General features: G+C 64.8%; 19 protein-coding genes. 10 read left to right on the forward strand and 9 right to left on the reverse strand.

Annotated features, from left to right (window positions below):
* Positions 1 to 59: 59 nt before the first annotated feature.
* Entirely contained in the window at positions 60 to 3,824 is a 3,765-nt protein-coding gene (metH, locus tag ATI53_RS04335) for a methionine synthase (RefSeq protein WP_111549805.1), read from the reverse strand.
* A gap of 228 nt (positions 3,825 to 4,052) precedes the next feature.
* On the opposite strand from metH, the gene ATI53_RS04340 reads away from it, so the two are divergent.
* From ATI53_RS04340 to ATI53_RS04365, 6 genes are all read left to right on the forward strand, one after another.
* On the forward strand, positions 4,053 to 5,552 hold the full coding sequence (locus ATI53_RS04340) for an alkaline phosphatase (protein WP_009505271.1): 1,500 nt from the start codon (positions 4,053 to 4,055) through the stop codon (positions 5,550 to 5,552).
* Positions 5,553 to 5,621: 69 nt separating this feature from the next.
* On the forward strand, positions 5,622 to 6,056 hold the full coding sequence (locus ATI53_RS04345) for a hypothetical protein (RefSeq protein ID WP_034452860.1): 435 nt from the start codon (positions 5,622 to 5,624) through the stop codon (positions 6,054 to 6,056).
* A complete protein-coding gene (locus ATI53_RS04350; protein WP_111549806.1) occupies positions 6,053 to 6,751 on the forward strand; it encodes an ABC transporter ATP-binding protein in 699 nt (232 codons plus the stop codon). The genes ATI53_RS04345 and ATI53_RS04350 overlap by 4 nt, the downstream gene beginning before the upstream one ends.
* A complete protein-coding gene (locus ATI53_RS04355) occupies positions 6,738 to 8,042 on the forward strand; it encodes an ABC transporter permease family protein (protein ID WP_009505268.1) in 1,305 nt (434 codons plus the stop codon). The genes ATI53_RS04350 and ATI53_RS04355 overlap by 14 nt, the downstream gene beginning before the upstream one ends.
* A 27-nt stretch (positions 8,043 to 8,069) precedes the next feature.
* On the forward strand, positions 8,070 to 8,546 hold the full coding sequence (locus ATI53_RS04360) for a copper chaperone PCu(A)C (protein ID WP_009505267.1): 477 nt from the start codon (positions 8,070 to 8,072) through the stop codon (positions 8,544 to 8,546).
* Between the two features lie 58 nt (positions 8,547 to 8,604).
* Positions 8,605 to 9,375 (forward strand): DeoR/GlpR family DNA-binding transcription regulator, encoded by a 771-nt coding sequence (locus ATI53_RS04365; protein ID WP_111549807.1) that lies wholly within the window; start codon positions 8,605 to 8,607, stop codon positions 9,373 to 9,375.
* Here the strand turns inward: ATI53_RS04365 and ATI53_RS04370 are convergent.
* Together ATI53_RS04370 and ATI53_RS04375 are read right to left on the reverse strand one after the other, a co-directional pair.
* Positions 9,367 to 10,668 (reverse strand): aspartate aminotransferase family protein, encoded by a 1,302-nt coding sequence (locus tag ATI53_RS04370; protein ID WP_111549808.1) that lies wholly within the window; start codon positions 10,666 to 10,668, stop codon positions 9,367 to 9,369. The genes ATI53_RS04365 and ATI53_RS04370 overlap by 9 nt on opposite strands.
* Positions 10,665 to 11,663, reverse strand: coding sequence for a phosphotransferase enzyme family protein (locus ATI53_RS04375; RefSeq protein WP_009505264.1), 999 nt, complete (start codon positions 11,661 to 11,663; stop codon positions 10,665 to 10,667). Before ATI53_RS04375 ends, ATI53_RS04370 begins: the two co-directional genes overlap by 4 nt.
* A gap of 142 nt (positions 11,664 to 11,805) precedes the next feature.
* Here ATI53_RS04375 and fabG point away from each other — a divergent pair, with 142 nt between their 5' ends.
* Together fabG and ATI53_RS04385 are read left to right on the forward strand one after the other, a co-directional pair.
* Positions 11,806 to 12,585 (forward strand): 3-oxoacyl-ACP reductase FabG, encoded by a 780-nt coding sequence (gene fabG / locus ATI53_RS04380; protein ID WP_009505263.1) that lies wholly within the window; start codon positions 11,806 to 11,808, stop codon positions 12,583 to 12,585.
* Complete coding sequence (locus ATI53_RS04385) at positions 12,585 to 13,253, forward strand: cysteine hydrolase family protein (protein ID WP_009505262.1); 669 nt, start codon at positions 12,585 to 12,587, stop codon at positions 13,251 to 13,253. The genes fabG and ATI53_RS04385 overlap by 1 nt, the downstream gene beginning before the upstream one ends.
* Positions 13,254 to 13,280: 27 nt before the next feature.
* On the opposite strand, the gene ATI53_RS04390 is transcribed toward ATI53_RS04385, so the two are convergent.
* The 6 genes from ATI53_RS04390 to coxB form a co-directional block, all read right to left on the reverse strand.
* A complete protein-coding gene (locus ATI53_RS04390) occupies positions 13,281 to 14,558 on the reverse strand; it encodes an O-acetylhomoserine aminocarboxypropyltransferase/cysteine synthase family protein (protein WP_009505261.1) in 1,278 nt (425 codons plus the stop codon).
* 174 nt (positions 14,559 to 14,732) lie between these two features.
* Complete coding sequence (locus ATI53_RS04395) at positions 14,733 to 15,533, reverse strand: cytochrome c oxidase subunit 3 (protein WP_009505260.1); 801 nt, start codon at positions 15,531 to 15,533, stop codon at positions 14,733 to 14,735.
* Positions 15,534 to 15,565: 32 nt separating this feature from the next.
* A complete protein-coding gene (locus ATI53_RS04400) occupies positions 15,566 to 16,147 on the reverse strand; it encodes a cytochrome c oxidase assembly protein (protein WP_009505259.1) in 582 nt (193 codons plus the stop codon).
* On the reverse strand, positions 16,137 to 16,313 hold the full coding sequence (locus tag ATI53_RS23175; protein WP_009505258.1) for a cytochrome c oxidase system small membrane protein: 177 nt from the start codon (positions 16,311 to 16,313) through the stop codon (positions 16,137 to 16,139). Before ATI53_RS23175 ends, ATI53_RS04400 begins: the two co-directional genes overlap by 11 nt.
* Positions 16,310 to 17,260, reverse strand: coding sequence for a heme o synthase (gene cyoE / locus ATI53_RS04405; protein ID WP_009505257.1), 951 nt, complete (start codon positions 17,258 to 17,260; stop codon positions 16,310 to 16,312). The genes ATI53_RS23175 and cyoE overlap by 4 nt, the downstream gene beginning before the upstream one ends.
* A gap of 64 nt (positions 17,261 to 17,324) precedes the next feature.
* On the reverse strand, positions 17,325 to 18,203 hold the full coding sequence (coxB, locus tag ATI53_RS04410; RefSeq protein WP_009505256.1) for a cytochrome c oxidase subunit II: 879 nt from the start codon (positions 18,201 to 18,203) through the stop codon (positions 17,325 to 17,327).
* A gap of 243 nt (positions 18,204 to 18,446) precedes the next feature.
* On the opposite strand from coxB, the gene tldD reads away from it, so the two are divergent.
* A complete protein-coding gene (tldD, locus tag ATI53_RS04415) occupies positions 18,447 to 19,868 on the forward strand; it encodes a metalloprotease TldD (protein WP_009505255.1) in 1,422 nt (473 codons plus the stop codon).
* A gap of 168 nt (positions 19,869 to 20,036) precedes the next feature.
* Complete coding sequence (dprA, locus tag ATI53_RS04420; protein WP_170134523.1) at positions 20,037 to 21,188, forward strand: DNA-processing protein DprA; 1,152 nt, start codon at positions 20,037 to 20,039, stop codon at positions 21,186 to 21,188.
* The last annotated feature ends 156 nt before the right edge of the window (positions 21,189 to 21,344 follow it).

The following is a 21,344-nucleotide window of genomic DNA, read 5'->3' on the forward strand; positions in this document are numbered from 1 at the left end:
TCATCTTGCCAGGTAAACTCCGGGGTGAATTGGCCGTCAGGCCAAGAGGGGCTGGCCCCTTATTCGGCGGCCACGGCCTTGGTCGGAACGTAGTTCAGGATCGGGGCCAGCCAGCGTTCGGCATCAGTCAGAGACATGCCTTTGCGCGCGGCGTAATCTTCGACCTGATCGCGTTCGACGCGCGCCACACCGAAGTAGTAGCTGTCGGGGTGGCCGATATAGAGCCCCGAGACTGACGATCCCGGCCACATCGCAAAACTTTCGGTCAGTTCGACGCCGGTGGCTTCGGTCGCGCCGAGCAGGTCGAAGAGCGTTCGTTTTTCGGTGTGATCCGGCTGTGCGGGGTAGCCTGGCGCGGGCCGGATGCCGTCGTATTTTTCGGCGATAAGATCGGCCGGGCTAAGCGATTCGTCGGGCGCGTAGCCCCAGAGTTCGCGTCGTACCTTTTCATGCATCCGTTCGGCCAGCGCCTCGGCAAAGCGGTCGGCGAGCGCTTTGACCATGATCGCGGCGTAGTCGTCGTTTTCCGCCTCGAACCGTTTGGCGATGGTTTCTTCTTCCGCGCCTGCGGTCACGACAAAGCCGCCGACGTAGTCGGGTTTGCCGATGGGGGCGACGAAATCGGACAGCGCAACGTTGGGACGGCCATCGCGTTTGGCGGTCTGCTGGCGCAGAGTGTGCAGCGTGGCCAGCGGCATGCTGCGCGTCTCGTCGGTGAAAACTGCGATGTCGTCGCCGGTGGCATTGGCGGGCCAGAACCCGACGACCGCCCTAGGGGTGAACAATTTTTCGGCGATGATCTGATTGAGCATGGCCTGCGCGTCGGCAAACAGGGCGCGGGCGGCCTCCCCCTGCTTTTCATCGTTCAGGATCTTGGGATAGATGCCTTTCAGCTCCCACGTCTGGAAAAACGGCGTCCAGTCGATGTAGTCGGCCAGCTCGGCCAGATCCCAATCCGCCAGCGTCTTGTTGCCAAGGAAGGACGGCGCGGGCGCATGGTTGCCGAAGTCGAGCTTTAGCGCGTTGTCGCGGGCCTGTTCGACGCTAATGCGCTTTTTCGCCAGTTCGGCGCGGGCGTGTTTCTGCGCCACATCGGCGTATTCGCCCCGAATATTGGCGACATAGCCCGGCTTTTGCGTCGGCGAGAGCAATGAGCTGACCACACCGACAGCGCGGCTGGCATCGGTGACATAGACCGCCTGACCCTTGCCGTAGCGCGGGTGGATCTTGACCGCCGTGTGCACGCGCGAGGTGGTCGCGCCGCCGATCAGCAACGGGATGTCAAAGCCGGTACGTTCCATTTCCGACGCCACATGCACCATTTCGTCCAGCGACGGCGTGATAAGACCCGACAGGCCGATCACGTCGACGCCTTCGGCCCTGGCGGTGGCAAGGATCTTTTCGGCGGGAACCATCACGCCGAGGTCGATGATCTCGTAGTTGTTGCAGGCCAGCACAACGCCGACGATGTTCTTGCCGATGTCATGCACGTCACCTTTGACCGTGGCCATGAGCACCTTGCCCGCACTTTCGCGTCCGCTGCCGCCGTTCAGGCGCTTTTCTTCTTCCATGTAGGGCAGCAGCAGGGCGACGGCCTGTTTCATCACGCGGGCGGATTTCACCACTTGCGGCAGGAACATCTTGCCCGCGCCGAACAGGTCGCCGACGACGTTCATGCCGGCCATCAGCGGGCCTTCGATGACATGCAGGGGGCGGTCGGCTTGCAGGCGCGCCTCTTCGGTGTCGGCGTCGATATATTCGGTGATGCCGTTGACGAGCGCGTGCTCCATGCGCTTTTCCACCGGCAGTTCGCGCCAGGACAGATCTTTTTCGCGGCCCTTGGCGCCGTCCTTGCCGCGATAGCGTTCGGCGATGTCCAGCAGGTTTTCGGTGGGCGTGCCGCTTGCGGGGGTGCGGTTCAGCACCACGTCTTCGCAGGCTTCGCGCAGGTCGGCGTCGATCTGGTCATAGACCGCAAGTTGCCCTGCGTTGACGATGCCCATGTCCATGCCGTTCTGGATCGCATGGTACAGGAACACAGCGTGCATTGCTTCGCGCACGGGTTCGTTGCCGCGAAACGAGAACGACAGGTTCGACACGCCGCCCGAGATATGCACATGCGGGCAATCGGTGGTGATGCGGCGGGTGGCTTCGATGAAATCGACGCCGTAATTGTCGTGTTCCTCGATGCCGGTGGCGACGGCGAACACGTTGGGATCGAAGATGATGTCTTCGGGCGGAAATCCGACCTGTTCGGTCAGCAGCTTGTAGGCGCGCGTGCAGATTTCGACCTTGCGGTCCTCGGTATCAGCCTGGCCCTTTTCATCGAATGCCATGACGATGACGGCGGCACCGTAGCGGCGGCACAGGGTGGCCTGATGCAGGAACGCCTCTTCGCCTTCCTTCATCGAGATGGAATTGACCACCGACTTGCCCTGAACGCATTTCAGCCCGGCCTCGATGATCTCCCATTTGGAACTGTCGATCATGATCGGCACGCGGGCGATGTCGGGTTCGGCGGCGATGAGGTTCAGAAACTCGACCATTGCCTGTTTGGAATCGATCAGGCCTTCGTCCATGTTGATGTCGATGATCTGCGCGCCGTTTTCCACCTGATCGCGGGCGACATCCAGCGCGGCGGCGTAATCGGCGTTGGTGACAAGCTTGCGGAACCGGGCCGAGCCGGTGACGTTGGTGCGTTCGCCTACATTGACGAACGGAATATCGCTGGTCAGCGTGAACGGTTCCAGCCCTGAAAGCCCCATCAGCGGCTTGTGGGCGGGAATGGCGCGGGGGGCGTGGCCTTCTACCGCCTTCGCGACGGCGGCGATATGGTCATAGGTCGACCCGCAGCATCCGCCGACCACGTTCAGCAGGCCTTCGCGCGCGAAGCCTGCGATCAGGTCGGCCATCTCTTCGGGGGTCTGGTCGTATTCGCCCATCTCGTTGGGCAGGCCCGCGTTGGGGTAGGCGCAGGTCAGCGTATCCGCCACGCCCGAGATTTCGGCCAGGTGCGGCCGCATCGCGTCGGCCCCCAGCGCGCAGTTCAACCCGATGGTCCAGGGCTGGGCGTGACGCACCGAATGCCAGAATGCGGTCGGGGTCTGCCCGGACAGCGTGCGCCCCGAAAGATCGGTGATGGTGCCCGAGATCATCACCGGCAGGCGCGTTCCGGTCTGTTCGAACACCTCTTCGCAGGCAAAGATCGCGGCCTTGGCGTTGAGCGTGTCGAAGATCGTTTCGATCAGCACGATGTCGATGCCGCCCTCGATCAGGCCGTGCAACTGCTCGGCATAGGCGGCGCGCAGGTCGTCGAAGCTGACAGCGCGGTAGCCGGGATTGTTCACATCTGGTGAAATCGACGCGGTGCGGTTGGTCGGCCCAAGCGCGCCGGCGACGAAACGGGCGCGCCCGTCGGTCGCCTCGGCCCGGTCCATCGCCTTGCGGGCGATGCGCGCGCCCGCGACGTTCAGATCATGCACCGCTCCCTGCATGTCGTAATCGGCCTGCGCGATGGTGGTCGATGAAAACGTGTTGGTTTCCACGATGTCGGCACCCGCCATCGCATAAAGATAGTGGATTTCCTCGACCTTGTCGGGCGCGGTCAGGTTGAGGATGTCGTTGTTGCCCTGCTGCGGCTTGTCGCTGGCATGGGGCAGGTGGCACGAACAGGCCCCGCCGCCGCAGCCCTGAAAATCGCCCTCGGCCAGCCCAAGCTGCTGAATCTGCGTTCCCATCGCGCCATCCAGGATCAGGATACGATCGCTCGCGGCCTTTTCAAGCTGGTCAAATACGGAAGAACGGACTGGGGCGGTACGGGTCATGGACATATCCTTACGGGCTTTGGGGTCATGTATGCCTCTGGGGCGATGAAATCCAATTCATATTGAACAAGGAGATCATGAAATCTGTTCACATCCGACCGCGCCGGATCTCATGGGAACTTCGCAGAAACGTCACGGGATCGTTACATTCGAGGCCCAATCGAAGCGCGATCGAACGAACTCCCGGCATCCGCCGCCGGACCATCATCAAACGGAGGTTGCCCGCCCATGAAACGCACCCTGATTTCCGCTCTTGCCCTTGCCGCTGCAACGTCGGCCCACGCGCAGGACGCTGCGCTGCCGCAAGCGTCCAGCCCGTGGTTCACCGATGGCCAGGCTGCTGTCGCGGCGATGATCGCCCGTCAGCCCAACACCGCGCGCGCCAGGAACGTGATCGTCCTGGTCGCGGATGGCAACGGCGTGGGCACCAACTACATCACGCGCCTGTTCGACGGTCAGCAAAAAGGCATGCTGGGCGAGGAAAACGTGCTGCCCTACGAGACTCCCGAATGGTCCAGCGCGCTGATCAAGACCTATAACATCAACGCCCAGACGCCGGATTCGGCGCCCACGGCGGGCGCGATGAATACCGGGGTCAAGCAGCGGTTCAACCTGATCAACCTGGGCGGCGATGCGATCCACGACGATTGCGCCACCGTGACCGGCAACGAGCTGACCACATTCGCCGAGATCGTATCCGACATGGGCAAGTCGGTCGGCGCCGTGTCGACCGCGCGGCTGACCCACGCGACTCCGGCGGCCGTCTACGCCAAGACCGCCAACCGCAACTGGGAAGGCAGCGTCCCCGAGGGTTGCGACAGCCAGACCGACATCGCCACCCAGCTGATTGACAGCATGGAAGCCGGCATCATCGACTTCGCCATGGGCGGCGGCGGGCGCGCCTTTCTGCCCGAGGGCGAGGCCAACGGCCAGTCCACGGGCCGCCGTACCGATGGCGTGAACCTGATCGACCGTGCCACCGGCCTTGGCGTGCAGTTTGCCAACGACACCGCGTCGTTCGATGCGCTGACCATGGATGCTCCGGTGCTGGCGCTGTTCAACGACAGCCACATGGAATACGAAGCCGACCGCGCCGATGACGACGAGCCAAGCCTTGCCGAGATGACCAGGAAGGCCATCGAGTTCCTGAGCCAGAACGAAAACGGCTACTATCTGGAAATCGAAGCGGGCCGCGTCGATCACGCCAACCACGACGGCAACGCCGCCCGTGTGGTGCGCGACGGTGTCGCCTTTGCCGAGGCCGTCGCCATGGCCGACGAGCTGACCGATGAATCCGACACGCTGATCATCGTCACCGCCGACCACGAGCATTCGATCGCCATGAACGGCTATTGCGGCCGCGGGTCCGACATCATGGGCCTGTGCTACGACGTGGCCCAGTCCGGCGACAAGCATTCGGACGAGCTGGTGCTTGGATCCGATGGGAAGCCCTTTACCGTGGTCGGTTATCTGAACGGCGCAGGTTCGGTTCTGGTCGAACAGCCCGATGGCAGCTTTGCCGCCCCCGAAGGCCGTGCCGACATCACACAGGAAGAAGCGACCGATCTGGATTACGTCCAGCAGGCGCTGGTTCCCAAATCCTCGGAATCGCATTCGGGCGAAGACGTCGCCGTTTATGCCAAGGGCCCCTGGGCGCATCTGTTCGACAGCACGCTTGAGCAGAACGTGATCTTTCATGTGATGAACCACGCCATCACTGCCGAATGATCCCGGCCTGCGACTTTGCGCAGGAGGCCCCTTGCCGGGGCCTCCTGTTTCCTTTCGATGGAGCCGATGATGCCGACAAGACGCCTTTTCATCGCACGCGCGCTGGCCACACCGCTCGCCGCCCCGATGCTGGCCCGGCCGGCGCTGGCGGATACGTCGATCAGGCTGCGCGATCTGTATCGGGTGCGCGGCACCGGCCTGTCGGATCTGGCCCGGGCCAGCGCAGGTCAGCGGCTTTCGGTGTCGGGGTTCATGGCGCCGCCTCTCAAGGCGGAAAGCCGGTTTTTCGTGCTGACCAAGCGCCCGATGGCCGTCTGCCCGTTCTGCGAATCCGAGGCCGACTGGCCCAACGACATCCTTGCCGTCTACACCAAGCGCGTCGTTGATGTGTCGCCGTTCAACGTGTTGATAACCGTCTCGGGCGTGTTGGAGCTGGGCAGCTATCGCGACCCCGACACCGGCTTTGTCAGCATGGTCCGTCTGTCGGATGCAAGCTACGCATGACCGGGGGCCTGCCAGTGTCGGTCTCTGGGCTCTGCGTGACGGGCGCGGGCGGGCGGGTGCTGCTGTCGGTGTCGTCGCTGGCGCTGCCGCCGGGGGCGCTGGTGGGCGTGCGCGGGCCGTCGGGGGCGGGCAAATCCACGCTGCTGTATGCGCTGGCCGGCCTGATCGCGGCGCGGGGCCGGGTGTGCTGGGGCGACACCGACATCATGCCGCTCAGCGCCGAGAAACGCGCGCGGTTCCGCGCTGGCAACATCGGCATGATCTTTCAGGATTTCCTGCTGTTCGAAGAACTCGGTGCCGGGGACAACGCCGCGCTGTCCGCGCTGTTCCTTCCCCGTGCGCAACGCCGGGAACTGCGCGCACGCGCGGATGCGCGGCTATCGGCGCTGGGGCTTGGCAATCACGCCGGGCGCTCCGTCGCGTCGTTTTCCGGAGGAGAGCGTCAGCGCGTCGCTATCGCACGCGCCATGGCATCGGGTGCGCCCGTGCTGCTGGCAGACGAGCCGACCGCCTCGCTCGACCGGGGCACCGCCGACCGGCTGACCGCGGATCTGATCGGACTGGTGCGCGGCAACGGCACAACGCTGGTGGTGGTGACCCATGACGCGCGGCTGATCGACCGGATGGACAGGGTATTGACCATCGCCGACGGCGCGCTGGTCTCGGACGAGGCGGCGCCGCATGGCCTGGAATGACGTGTCCGCGCTGTGGCAGGATATCGCGCTGACGGTCCTGTTTCTTGTGCCCGCGTTGCTGACCGGCGCGCTGGTGCTGCGCGGTTATGCGCCCTGGCCGCTGGTGCGGGCGATCCTGTGGCGGTTCCGGGGGGCCTCGGCGCTGTTCGTGCTGCTGATCGCGGTGTCGGTGGGCATGGGCATCGGGTTGCTGGCACAGGAACGCGGATTGCGGCGCGGCACCGCGCAGGCGGCGGACAAGTTCGATCTGGTGATCACCGCGCCCGGATCGGAACTGACCGCGATGCTGGCGACGGTGTTCCTGCAACCGGCGGACATGGGGCTGCTGGATGGCGCCACATGGGACGAGATCGCGGGCCACGATTCCGTGGCGCTGGCGGCACCTCTGGCGTTCGGCGACAGCTTTGGTGCGTCGGCGGTGGTCGGCACGACGCTTGGGTTCGCCCGTTACCTGGCCGACGGGCAGATCACCGGACGCCCCTGGCAGGCCGAGGGAGAGGCCTTGATCGGCGCTCTGGTTCCGCTTGAAATCGGCGCCGAATTCACTCCCGCCCACGGCGTGGGCGATGCCGTCGACGATCACGCCCATGGCGATGCGCATATTCGCGTCGTAGGGCGGCTTGGGCGCAGCGGAACGCCGTGGGATCGCGCCATTCTGGTGCCCATCGAAACCGTCTGGGAGGTACACGGCCTTGCCAATGGCCACGCGCCGGGCACGGGCCGCCTTGGCCCGCCGTTCGATGCCGCCTATTTCCCCGGCGCCCCGGCGGTGGTGGTGCATTCCGATGCGCTCTGGGCGAATTATGCCTTGCGCTCGGAATTCACCCGCGACCGCGAGACGATGGCGTTCTTTCCCGGCGCGGTGCTGGCGCAACTGTACGGCGTGCTGGGGGATGTGCGGCAGGTCATGTCTTTGATGGCGCTGGTGACGCAGGCGCTGGTGGCAGCATCGGTGTTGCTGGGCCTGTTCATCCTGTCGCGGCTGTTTCGCCGGCAGATCGCGCTGCTGCGCGCGCTTGGCGCGCCGGCGCGGTTCGTCTTTGCGGTGGTGTGGTGCTTTGGCGCGGCGCTGCTGCTGTCGGGCGCGCTGCTGGGCCTTTGCGCCGGTGTCGGCACGGCATCTGTGCTGGCGCGGGTGGTCACGGCGCGCACCGATGTGCTTGTGGCCGCGCCCGTTGGCTGGACCGAGATCCATTTCCTCGCCGTCTTCGTCTCGGTGACGCTGCTGCTGTCGCTGCTGCCTGCCGCCATCGTCCTGCGCCAGCCGGTGGTGCAGGGTCTGCGTTCCTGACCCGCTGTTTCGAAAAGGATTCCCGCCATGCGTTACCCCGCGATTATTGCCCTGCTGGTGCTGCCGCTGCCCGCCATCGCGCAGGACCACGACGACCACCTGTCCCATCACGGCACGCTGCACGCGATGCACGCCTGGACCCGTGCCAGCGCCCGCGACGGCACGACCTATGTATTCGTCGACCTGGAAAACCACGGCGCCGCGCCGGTTCTTATCCACGGCGCCAGGTCCGATATCGCCCAAACCGGCGCGCTGGTGGGATTCACGCTTGAAAACGGCGAGGCCCGCTGGGTGGACATCCCCACCGTTCCGGTTGCGCCGGGGCGCGAACTGCATCTTGAACCGGACGCGCTGGCGATCCGCCTTGGAGGGCTGACGCAGGACCTGCACCGGGGGGACACGTTTGACATGCACCTGCTGACCGGCATCGGCGAACTTGACCTGCATGTCGCGGTCGAGGCCGCCGGCGCGGCACAGCACAGCCACGCGGGGCATATGCACTGACGGGCTTGATGCCCACCCGCAGCTCTGCTTGGATCGACCGGATAGCAGGGGGCCGGGCATGTCACGCAGAAAGGACGCGCGTCAAAAGACGATCCTGGACCGGCTCGCGATCGCGCCGACGCTGCGGGTGGGGCAACTGGCCCGTGACAGCGATGTTACCACCGAAACCATCCGCCGCGATCTGGAAGAGCTTGCCGCACGCGGCCTGATCGCGCGCACCTATGGAGGCGCGATGATGCGCCAGCCGATGGAACCCGCGCTTGCCGAACGCCACAAGTCGCTCGTCGCGGAACGCGCGGCCATCGCGGCCGAGGCGGTGGCGCTGATGTCGGACGCGCGCGTGGTGATGCTGGGGTCGGGCGCGACCACGACGCAACTGGCACAGCGCATGGCCTGTCAGATGTCGGACCTGACGGTGATCGCCCACAGCCTTAGCATTGCCGCCGCGCTGGCGTCGAACCCGTCGATCCGGATCATCATGGCTCCGGGTGTCTATCACGCCGGCGAAGGCGCCATGCACGGCGCGCAGACGGTGCGCTTTCTGTCGGATTATGCCGCCGACTGGGCGGTGACCGGGGCCAGCGCGCTGTCGCCGCTGGGGCCTTCGGATGCGCGGATCGAAGCGGGCGACGTCTATGCCACCATGCTGCGGCAATGCGCGCGCACCATGGTGATTGCCGATCATTCCAAGTTCGACCGCATCGCGACCGCCCGCTATGCCGACTGGCGCGAGATAGACCATCTGGCGACCGACGCCGCGCCGCGCGGCCCGCTGGCGCAGGCGCTTGATGCGGCGGGGGTCAAGGTGCGGCTGGCGCGTCTAGGCTGATACGGCGCGTTCAAAGATGTCGAGAAACCGTGCCGCCTCCTCCGTGGTCAGGCAGAGCGGCGGCCGCAGTTTCAGCGTCGCGCCATAACGTCCCGCCGCGCCGATCAGCACGCCCTGATCGCGCATGCGGTCGATCACCTGCGTGGTGAACGCCGCATCCGGCGCGCCGGCATCCCCCAGATCGACGCCCAGAAACAGGCCCGCGCCGCGCACCTGCGTGATGCGCTCGTGCCCGGCGGCGATTCCGCGCAGCCCGTCCAGAAGCAGTGCGCCCACGTCCAGGGCATTGCGCTGAAGCGCCTCGCGCTCGATCACCCGCAACACTGCGTGGCCTGCCGCCGCCGCCACCGGGTTGCCGCCGAACGTGTTGAAATAGCCCGTTGTCGCGCAGAAATCCGCCAGATGTGCGGGGCGCGCCGCAAGCCCCGCCATGGGAAAACCGTTGCCCATCGGCTTGCCCATGGTGACGATGTCCGGTGCGATGCCGTGACGTTGAAACCCCCAGAACGCCGCGCCGGTGCGGGCAAAGCCGGGCTGAACCTCATCGGCGATCACCAGACCGCCGGCCGTCTGCACCGCCTTTGCCGCGGGATGCAAAAATCCCGCCGGGTCCGCGAATATGCCGTCGGATGAAAAGATCGAATCCACCAAGAGCGCCGCAGTGCCGTGGCCCCTGGCGTCCAGTCGCGCCATGGCGTCCCGCACGGCACGGCTGAACCCGCCCGCGATGTCATCGCGATAGGCCTCGCGCCCCGGCGCGGGCACGGTTTCCACCCAATCGGGGGGCGCACCGCGCTTCAGCGCCGACGGTGACACATCCGTCACCAGCGCGGTGTTGCCGTGATAGGCCGTCCGGGTGACGATCACGCCGCGTCTGCCGGTCGCGGCAAAGGCGATGCGCAGAGCAAGGTCGTTTGCCTCGCTTCCCGAACAGGTCAGCACGACGTTCGACAGGGCGTCCGGAAGGCGCGCCTTGAGCGCCTCGATGTAGTCGTCGACAACGCTGACCACATAGCGTGCGTTGGTGTTCAATGTTGCAATCTGCGCGCTCAGCGCCTCAACGACCGCGGCATGGGAATGCCCAACCGAGGGCACGTTGTTGTAAAAGTCCAGGTAGCGCGTGCCGTCCGCCGCCGTCATCCAGGCGCCCTTGGCGGACACCATCTGGATCGGCTCGCGATAAAACAGCACCGAGGCGGCGCCAAGATTGGCCAGCCTGCGCCCCACAGCCCCCTTGGCGCCGTTCGATGCGTCAAAGGCGTTCATGTCGAGTATCGGGCGCACCGTGCTCATGCGTTGGCCTCCAGCCAGGCGCGGGCCAACGCGACGGTGCCGGCGGTATAGGCGCCGTGGCCGGCCTCGGCGGCGGTCAGGGTTTCGGCGTGCGACGCGATCCAGGCGGTCAGCAAAAGGCGGCGGAACATCACGAAAGTGGGGATCATTGCCTCGTGTTCCGGGTCCAGCGGCGCGACCGAGCGGTAGCCCTTCAGCCAGGCGGCCTTCAGGGCGGGGATGTAGGATTCGGTTTCGTAAAACGAAATCGCGGCGGCGAAATCGTAGACGAACCACGAAAACCCGCAGTCGTCGAAGTCGATCACCCCAAGGCGCGCGCCGTCCTGCAACAGGTTCGCCAGCCGCAGGTCGGCGTGCACCAGCCCGAAACGGTCGCTGCCCGCGCCGTAGGCGGCAAGCTTGCATCGCAGCACGTCGCACAGCCGTTCCAGAACCGCGCGCCCCGCATCATCCAGCCCCAAAGCGGCGCGCCAGTCGCCCCAGAGCGGTGCCGCGCCAAAGGCGCTGTCAAAATTCCATGTCTTGCGGGTGAACCCGTCTGGCCGGGGCCACGCGCGGGCATGGGCGTGCAGCCGCGCGGAAATCGCGCCCAGCATCTCGAACCCCGGCACCAGGCTTTCGCCCGCCGCCGGTTCATGGCCGGACATGAAGGTAAAGCCGACCACATGGCGCGTCTCCGCGCCGTCCTGGAAGCTGGCGACATGGCCACCGCCGCGGGTGGTCAGCGGCTCTGGCGTGTCCACCGCGCCGCTGTCGCGCAGGGCGTCGATCCAGGCGAGTTCCGAGTCGATTTCGGCGCGGCTGTGATAGGCGGGACGGTGCACGCGCAGGATGACGGGCGCGTCTCGGGCCGGATCAGTGGCAAGGAAGGTGGCGTTTTCCGACAGGGTCAGCAGGCGCACTTCGGTGGCATCGCTCAGGCCCCACTGATCGCGCAGCGACAGCGCGCCGTGCCGCAGCCGTTCGGTAAAGCCCGCGTCGTAAAGATCTGCCATCTGCTGCCCTTTTCTTTTGCACGCCCCCTCTGGCTAGGGGTAAAATCTGCGACTCGCAACATTTTCACTTGTGCCCGCGCGGGCCGCCGCGCTCAGCTTTGGCAAACGCCCAAATGCAGGGCGCCAAAAACAGGAGCGCCCCATGCTGACATCCATCGCAGGAAAATCGGTGATCGTCACCGGCGGGTCCAAGGGGATCGGCCGGGGCATCGCCGAGGTATTTGCCGCGCAAGGCGCCAGGGTGATGATCGCCGCGCGTGGCGAAGCGGCGGCGCAGGATACGGTCGCCGCCATTGACGCGGCCGGCGGCACGGCGGTCTGGCATCCGACCGACGTTGCCGACTGGGAAAGCGTGCAGCAGATGGTCGCCGCCACCCTCGCGGCGTTTGGCAGGGTCGATATCCTGTGCGCCAACGCGGGCATCTTTCCACAGGTCAAGATGGTCGACATGGCCCCCGAAGACTGGGACGACGTCATGTCGGTGAACCTCAAAAGCAGCTTTCTGTGCGTCAAGGCCTGCATCCCGGTGTTCGAGGCGGCAGGCAAGGGAAGGGTGGTGCTGACCTCGTCCATCACAGGGCCGGTCACCGGCTATCCGGGCTGGTCGCATTACGGCGCGTCCAAGGCAGGCCAGCTGGGATTCCTGCGCACCGCCGCGATGGAACTGGCGCGCTATGGCACCACGATCAACGCGGTGCTGCCGGGCAACATCATGACCGAAGGGCTGGCCGGTCTGGGGCAGGAATATCTGGACAGTATGGCTGCCGCGATCCCGCTGCAACGGCTGGGCGCGGTGGCCGACATCGGCAATGCCGCGCTTTTCTTTGCCAGCGACGAGGCGGGCTATATCACCGGCCAGCAGATCGTGGTCGACGGCGGGCAGATCCTGCCCGAAAGTGTCGACGCCATCGGCGAAATTTGATGGGCTGGAAGACCGACTGGCGCAGCTTTTACTACGAAGCCGCGCCCGAACCCGATGACATCCAGCTTGATCCGGCCGCCACGGCGCTTTTGGTGATCGACATTCAGAACACCTATCTGGAGGTGTCTGTCGATCCGGTCGAAGCCGCCCGCTGGCGGCCCTTCATCAATCGGATGCACGATACAGTGATTCCCAACACCGCCGGCTTGCAGGCCTGGGCACGCGAAAAGGGGATCGAGGTGATCCACGCCCGCATCGCCTGTCTCAAGGCAGACGGGCGCGACCGCTCGCTTAGTCAAAAGAAGCCCGGTTTCAACCACTTGCTGCTTCCCAAGGATCGCGCCGACGCGCAGATCGTGGATGCGGTCGGCCCCCAGGGGGACGAGATCGTCGTGACCAAGACCACGGATTCCGCGCTGACCGGCACCAACCTGCGGATGGTGCTGCATAATCTGGGGGTGCGGGACGTGATCGTGGCCGGGATCTTTACCGACCAGTGCATCAGCTCGTCTGTGCGCAGCCTCGCGGACGAAAGCTTTGGCGTCGTGGTGGTCGAAGATTGCTGTGCGGCGGCGACGCGTGAATTGCATGAGGCCGAGCTGCGCATCATCAACATGATCTACTGCCATGTGGTCAGCAGCGAAGAGGTGCGCGGCCTGGTCGGCTAGGGGCGCCGCAGCGGGCGCCCCTGCGGGTCACATCGACGCGGTCAGCGCCTGATCCAGATCGGCAATCAGATCCTCGGGGTCTTCGATGCCGATGGAAATGCGCACCACATTCGGTGCCGCGCCCGCCGCGACCTGCTGCTCTTTGCTCAGCTGCCGGTGGGTGGTCGACGCGGAATGGATCACCAGACTGCGCGTGTCGCCAAGATTGGCGACATGGCTGAAGATTTCGAGTGAATCGACGAACTTCATGCAGCCCTCATAGCCCGATTTCAGCGTTACGGTGAACAATCCGCCCGCGCCGTTGGGGCAGATCCGCGACACCCGGTCGTTGTAGGGCGAAGACGGCAACCCCGGATAGGTCACCTGTTCGACCGCCGGATGATTTTCCAGCCAGGCCGCAATGCGCCCCGCGTTTTCGACGTGCTTTTGCATCCGCAGCGACAGCGTTTCGATTCCCATCAGGGTGTAATGCGCCGCCTGCGGGTTCAGAGTCATGCCCAGATCGCGCAGGCCGATGGCGATGGAATGGAAGGTAAAGGCAAGGTTGCCAAAGGTCTCGTGAAACTTCAGCCCGTGATAGGCGGGCTCGGGCGCGGACAACGACGGGAACTTGTCGCTCGCCGACCAGTCGAATTTCCCGGAATCCACCACGCAGCCGCCGGTCACGGTGCCATTGCCGGTGAGGTACTTGGTCATCGAATGCACCACCAGCGTCGCACCATGGTCGATCGGGCGGCACAGGTAAGGCGTGGCCGCGGTGTTGTCGACGATCAGCGGAATGCCCGCGCGGTCACTGATGGCGGCGATGGCGTCAAGGTCGGTGACATAGCCGCCGGGGTTGGCGATGGTTTCGCAAAACACCGCGCGCGTGTTGTCGTCGATGGCGGCCTCGACCGCGGCCAGATCGTCGAAATCGACAAAGGTGCAGGACCAGCCAAAGCGCTTGATGGTCTGGCTGAACTGGGTGATCGTGCCGCCGTAGGCGCGCGTCGATGCGACAATGTTCAGCCCCGGCCCCATCAACGGGAACAGCGCCATGATCTGTGCCGCGTGCCCAGATGAACAGCAGACGGCCCCGGCGCCGCCTTCCAGCGTCGCCACACGCTCTTGCAGGGCAGACACCGTCGGGTTGGTCAGCCGGGAATAGATATATCCGACCTCCTGAAGGTTGAACAACGCGGCCGCGTGGTCCGCATCGCGAAAGACATAGGCGGTCGTCTGATAAATCGGCACTTGCCGCGCGCCGGTTGCAGGATCGGGGCGTGCCCCGGCGTGAACCTGCAACGTGTCGATACCGTGTGTCATCCTGTCCTCCCTGTGGATGGCGATCAGCCTATGGGTACTGCATCCCTGCCGGCCTCACAACACTGCCCGCCGGCGGTGCGCAAGGTTCGATGCGCAACAGCGGGGCGCAGGGCGGCAGACATGAAAAGAGCGGGCGCCGGGCCCGCTCTTTGGCATTGCACAGGGTGCGCGAGATCAGCCGCCCCAGACGTAGACCGCAGCGAACAGGAACAGCCATACCACATCGACGAAGTGCCAGTACCAGGCCGCGGCCTCGAAACCGACATGCTTGGTCGGTGTGAAATGGCCGTTCAGCAAACGCAGCAGGCAGACGAACAGAAAGATCGTTCCGATCAAAACATGCGCGCCGTGAAACCCGGTCGCCATAAAGAAATTGGCCCCGTAGATGTTACCCGAAAAGCCAAAGGCAGCGTGGCTGTATTCGTAGACCTGGAACACGGTAAAGATTGCGCCCAGCACGATGGCCAGGATCAGCCCCCATTTCATGTCTTCGCGGTTGTTTTCATGCACCAGGGCGTGGTGGGCCCAGGTGGCCGCACAGCCCGAGCACAGCAGGATCATGGTGTTGATCAGCGGCAGGTGCCACGGGTCGAAGGTTTCGATCCCCGCAGGGGGCCAGACACCATCGACCGCCGGAGAGTTCGGCCCCATCGGATACATGGCATGCTTGAAGAAGCTCCAGAACCAGGCGAAAAAGAACATCACCTCGGACATGATGAAGAGGATGAAGCCGTATTTCAGGCCGATCTGCACCACCGGGGTATGGTCGCCGACCTTGCTTTCGCTGACGACGTCCGACCACCAGCCGAACATCACATACAGCACGGCGACAAAGCCCGCGAGAAAAATCCAGGGGCCCGATCCGTGCATCCACAGCACCGCGCCGAAGAGCATGACAAAGGCCCCGACTGCGGCGATGAGCGGCCAGACCGAGGGCGGCAATATGTGGTAATCGTGATTCTTCGCGTGCGCCATGTCGTCTCGTTCTCCCTCGCGGTAAGGCGGTCTTAATTCACGGTTGTGCCCGTGGTTTCGGTGTCAAGAGCGGCCTGCGCGCCGTCGGGCAGGTCGATCTCGTAGAAAGTGTAGCTAAGCGTGATGTGCTTGGTATATTTGGCATCTTCGTCGTCCACGATTTCGGGGTCGACGAAGAAACTGACCGGCATCATCACGCGTTCTCCGGGCATCAGCACCTGCTCGGTAAAGCAGAAGCATTCGATCTTGTTGAAATATCCGCCCGCCTCATAGGGGTAGACGTTATAGGCCGCCTGCCCGGCGATGGGGCGGTCGGTGGGGTTGTATGCCTCGTAAAAGGCCAGGCCTTCTTCGCCGATGCGCAGGGTCATTTCGGTCTGCGCGGGTTTGAAATCCCAGCCGAAGCCCCGCGCCTTGGAGCCGTCAAAACGGATCTTGATCTTGCGATCGAGGATTTCCGACGATGGTCCCGTCGCGACATTCGTGGTCCCGGCAAAGCCGGTGACGCGGCAGAACCAGTTGTAGAACGGCACCGACGCCCAAGCCATCGCGCCCATGAAAACCACGACGCCGACCAGTTGCAGAACCGTTCTGGATTTCCGGTCAATCGCCATTTTCAACCCTCGACTTGCCCTGAAGGGCGGCGCCGACATCGCCGCTGGTGATCTTGACCACGGTCATGCCGAAGACGATGGCGATGAACGCGGCGAGCAGCAGCCCCACACCGACGTTGCGGCTGAACCTGCGCTTGTGCAGCTCGTGCGTCTTGGTGATGCTCATGTCCAGCCTCCCATGCCGAAACGGGCCAGCCCGGCCTCTAGCAGGATCGCGCCGAAATGGGCGAACAGGTACAGCAGTGACAGTTTGAAGAAGCGCCGTTCAGTGGCGAAATTGTCCAGTTCCGACGCGGTCTCGTCGCGGTGGTAAATGTTCCATGCGCCTTTCAGGAACAGCGCGTTCAGCACCACGGCCACGGCCAGATAGACCGGCCCGCCGATCGCGGTGAACCCGGTGCCGACGGCAAGGGCCGCCAGCAGCACGGTATAGACTAGGATATGCACGCGGGTCGACCGGCGGCCGTGGGTCACCGTCAGCATCGGCACGCCCGCGTCGTCGTAATCGGACCGCATGAACAGCGCCAGCGCCCAGAAATGCGGCGGCGTCCACATGAAGGTCAGGCAGAACATCAGGACCGATTCGATGCCGATCTGCCCGGTCGCGGCCGCCCAGCCGATCATCGGGGGAAAGGCGCCCGCCGCGCCGCCGATGACGATGTTCTGCGGCGTCGAGCGTTTCAGCCACATGGTGTAGACCACCACATAGAAGAAAATGGTAAAGGCCAGCAGTCCGCCCGCCAGAAGATTCGTCGCCAGGGCAAGAAAAACGCAGGAAAACGCCGACAGCACCAGCCCGATGGCCAGCGCCTCGCCGCTATCGACCCGCCCCGACGGGATCGGACGCTTGGAAGTGCGCTTCATCACCTGGTCGATGTCGGCATCCCACCACATGTTCAGGGCGCCGGACGCGCCCCCGCCCACGGCGATGAACAGGATGGCGCAAAAGCCGATGAACGGGTGAACGGGGACGGGCGCGGCAAGCAGTCCGACCAGCGCCGTGAACACCACAAGGGTCATCACCCGCGGCTTGAGCAGGGCAAAGTAATCGGCGAACCCGGCATCCTGAGGCCGGGTGTCGGAAAAGCTGCTGTTGGTCGAAAGATCGGTCATGCCGTTGGTCTTTACCTGTCAGAAGGAGGGGCGGATCGGCCGCCCCTCGCAAGATGGGTCTCTGTCAGCTGTTGGCGAGGAACTGGCGCACATCCACATAGCCGCCCTCTTCCTTGGAGGCCGCCAGCCAGGCGTCGTATGCCTCCTGGCTGACAACCTTGACGGTGATCGGCATGTAGGCGTGGCTGATGCCGCAGAGCTCGGAACACTGACCGAAATACACGCCTTCGCGCTCGGCGGCGAACCACAGTTCCGCGATCCGGCCCGGTACCGCGTCCTGTTTCACGCCAAAGGCGGGGATGGTCCAGCTGTGGATCACGTCCGCGCCGGTCACCTGCATCACGACCGTGGCGCCGACGGGAACGACGACCGAAGTGTCGGTTGCCAGCAACCATTCGTCACGGGTGTAGCCGGCTTCGACCAGTTGCGCCTCGACATCGGCGTTCAGGCGGTTGTCGCCCCCGGTGGCCGGCGCGCCGATCATGTAGCCTTCATAGCCCAGATCCTCGCCGACATATTCATAGCCCCAGTACCACTGGTATCCGGTCACCTTGATGACGATGTCCCCCTCGGGGATTTCCTGTTGCTTGAACAGGACCGGCAGCGAGAACGCGCCGATCACCAGCAGGATCAGGATCGGACCGAGGGTCCAGGCCACCTCGACCGGGGTGTGGTGGGTAAAGCTGGCGGGCGTCGGGTTGGTGCGACGGTTGAACCGCACGAAGGCATAAATCAGCAGGCCGATGACGAACAGGCAGATCGCCGTGATGATCACCAGCAGCATCCCGTCGAGCCATTGCAGGTCACGGGCGAGTTCCGTCGCGGCGGGCTGAAAGCCGATCCCGCCCTGGTGCGGGCGCCCAACCACCTCGAGCCCCTGGGCGAGAGCGGGGGCTGCCGTAAGGCTGGCTGCGAGGCCCGTCAGCATCGAAATCTTGCGCATCTGTCTGTCACCTGATCCTGTTTATCGGTCTGTAACCGCTGCGGCGCGCATCCTCTTTACGCCGTTGCGGTCGGTCTTGAATCGTCACAGGAGGATCAAACCCGGGCAAAGCGCGCGGGTTTGATCCTCCTCCCCATTGTCCACGCACCCTAAAGAGCACATGTTGTGCCGCAATTAAACCGGATCGAAGGTCGCGAAAAAGAGATTTTTTTGATCCGGATCAACCAAGACGAAGGAAACCCCATGCCCGACGCCCCTTTTCGCCCTTTCGAAACCGCGCTGGACAAGGATCGCACGCTGTCTTTGGTGCGTGCGGCGCTGGCGGGGGCCGAGGATGGCGAGCTGTTCCTGGAACGCAGGCGCGGCGAGGCTCTGGTTCTGGACGACGGACGAATCAGGACGGCCAGCTACGATGCGTCCGAGGGATTCGGTCTGCGCGCGGTCAACGGCGAGGTGACCGGCTACGCCCATTCCACCGAGATTTCCGAACAGGCGATCAGGCGCGCCGGCGAAACCGCGCGCCTTGCGGTGGGTGACGGCGGCGGAATCATGGCGGCGCCGCCGATGGGCACCAACCGCACGCTTTATACCGACGCCGACCCGATCGCGGGGCAGGCCTTTCCCGTCAAGGTGGACATCCTGCGTGAGATCGACGCTTACACCCGCGCGCTGGATTCCCGCGTCGTTCAGGTGACCGCGACCATCGCCGCCAGTTGTCAGGAGGTCGCGATCCTGCGGCCCGAGGGCGGGCTGGTGACCGATATCCGTCCCATGACCCGCGTGACCGTCAGCGTCATCGTCGAGGAAAACGGGCGCCGCGAAAGCGGCGGCGCCTCGGGCGGCGGACGTTATGTGCTCGACGGTATGCTCGAAGCGTCGGACTGGCAGGCCAAGGCCCGCGAGGCGCTGCGCATCGGACTGGTGAACCTGCGCGCCGAACCCGCGCCCGCCGGGGTCATGGACATCGTGCTGGGGCCGGGCTGGCCGGGGATATTGCTGCACGAGGCCATCGGCCACGGGCTGGAGGGCGATTTCAACCGCAAGAAGACCTCGGCCTTTGCCGGGCTGATGGGGCAACGCGTCGCGGCGCCGGGCGTCACGGTGCTGGACGATGGCACGCTGCCCGATCGGCGCGGATCGCTGACGGTGGATGACGAGGGCACGCCGTCGGGCAGGAACGTGCTGATCGAAGATGGTATTCTGGTGGGCTACATGCAGGATCGTCAGAACGCCCGGTTGATGGGGGTCGCCCCCACAGGCAACGGGCGGCGTGAAAGCTATGCCCATGCGCCGATGCCACGCATGACCAACACCTATATGCTGGGTGGAGAGACCGACCCGCAGGATATCGTGGCCGATCTGCGCGATGGCATCTGGGCCGTGGGCTTCGGCGGCGGGCAGGTGGACATTACCAACGGCAAGTTCGTGTTCTCCTGCACCGAGGCGTATCGGGTGAAGAACGGCAAGGTCGGCGCACCGGTGAAAGGCGCCACGCTGATCGGCGATGGCGCCACCGCGTTGCAGCATATCCGCGCGCTTGGCAACGACATGGCGCTTGATCCGGGCATGGGGAATTGCGGCAAGCAGGGGCAATGGGTGCCGGTGGGCGTCGGGCAGCCGACTGTGATGATCGGCGGGCTGACGGTGGGGGGCGCCGCAGCTTAGGCGATTCTGCCCGATTCTGGGGTCATGGTGGCATCCCGGCGCGGAATCGTCGGGATGTTTCGCTTTGAAACAACGGCTTGTGCGAATTCAAATTCGCGCCTTGTTTGGTTTACCGCGCATTAACCAGTCAGGGGCTACCAATATCTCAGCAAGCAGACGGAGCACGGGATGACCGAGAACAGCAACAGCTTTTCTTCCAATCACCCCCCACTCCCACCCACCACGGAAGAGGCTCGGTTGGCCTGGCTCCGTCTCTTGCGCTCACGCCGGGTGGGTCCTGCGACCTTCTGGCGACTTCTCTCCGAACATGGATGCGCAGAGGCCGCGCTGGCGGAACTTCCCGTTATCGCGGCCGCCGCCGGGGTCGACGATTATCACGTCTGCCCGACCGGGGTGGCGATGGCCGAACTCAAGGCCGCAAGGATTTATGGCGCCCGGGCGGTTTTCGCGGGCGAACCGGGCTATCCGCCCCTGCTGGCACAGATCGCCGACGCGCCGCCGATGCTGTGGGTTGCGGGGGATGTGGCCGCGCTCGGTCGGCCTGCAGTGGCGCTGGTGGGCGCGCGCAATGCGTCGTCTCTGGGCGGACGGATGGCGAAATCGCTTGCCAAGGAGCTTGGCAAGGAAGGGTTCGTCGTGGTCTCGGGGCTGGCGCGTGGTATCGACACGGCGGCGCATCAGGCGGCACTGGGCAGCGGCACCGTCGCTGTGATGGCGGGTGGTGTCGACGTGCTGTACCCGTCCGAAAACACCCGCCTGGCCGAAGATATTCGCAATGGCGGTGGTGCGCTGGTGTCCGAACAGCCGATGGGCGCTCAGCCGCATGCCCGCCATTTTCCCGCGCGCAACCGCATCGTATCGGGGATGTCCGGGGCCACGGTGGTGGTCGAGGCGGCGGCGAAATCAGGCTCTCTCATCACTGCGCGCGCTGCCCTTGATCAGGGACGCGAGGTCCTGGCTGTGCCGGGGCACCCGTTCGACGCGCGCGCCAGCGGCTGCAACATGCTGATCCGCGACGGCGCGCGCCTGGTGCGCGGCGCCGATGACGTGATCGAGGCGATTGCGCCGGCCGTGCAGGTGGCGCAGGTCGAAATGGATTTGCCGATCGTGCCCGCGCCGGCCCCGGAAAAGCGGGGGCTGCGCGAAACGGCGAACCTGCATGGCGAAATCCTGTCGCGGCTTGGCCATTCACCGGTGCCCGAAGATCAACTCATCCGCGATCTGGATGCGCCGTCCGGCGTGGTGACTCCGGTGCTGACCGACCTCGAACTGGACGGCCATATCAGGCGTCGGCCGGGGGGCATGTTGTCGCGGGCCTGACCCCTCGTGCAAGCCGAAATCCTGGCGAAAACCGCGAAAAAGGCACAATCAAGGCGTGTGTCACAGGGACGTCACGGCAGGTCGATTGACATTTCCCCCTTGCACGGCACATCGTGCCCCGCCATACGCCAAGCGGTCCGTCCGTCGGACGCTTTA

Origin of the sequence: Salipiger aestuarii (assembly GCF_003259905.1) — a bacterium.
In the GTDB taxonomy this organism is placed as follows: domain Bacteria; phylum Pseudomonadota; class Alphaproteobacteria; order Rhodobacterales; family Rhodobacteraceae; genus Salipiger; species Salipiger aestuarii.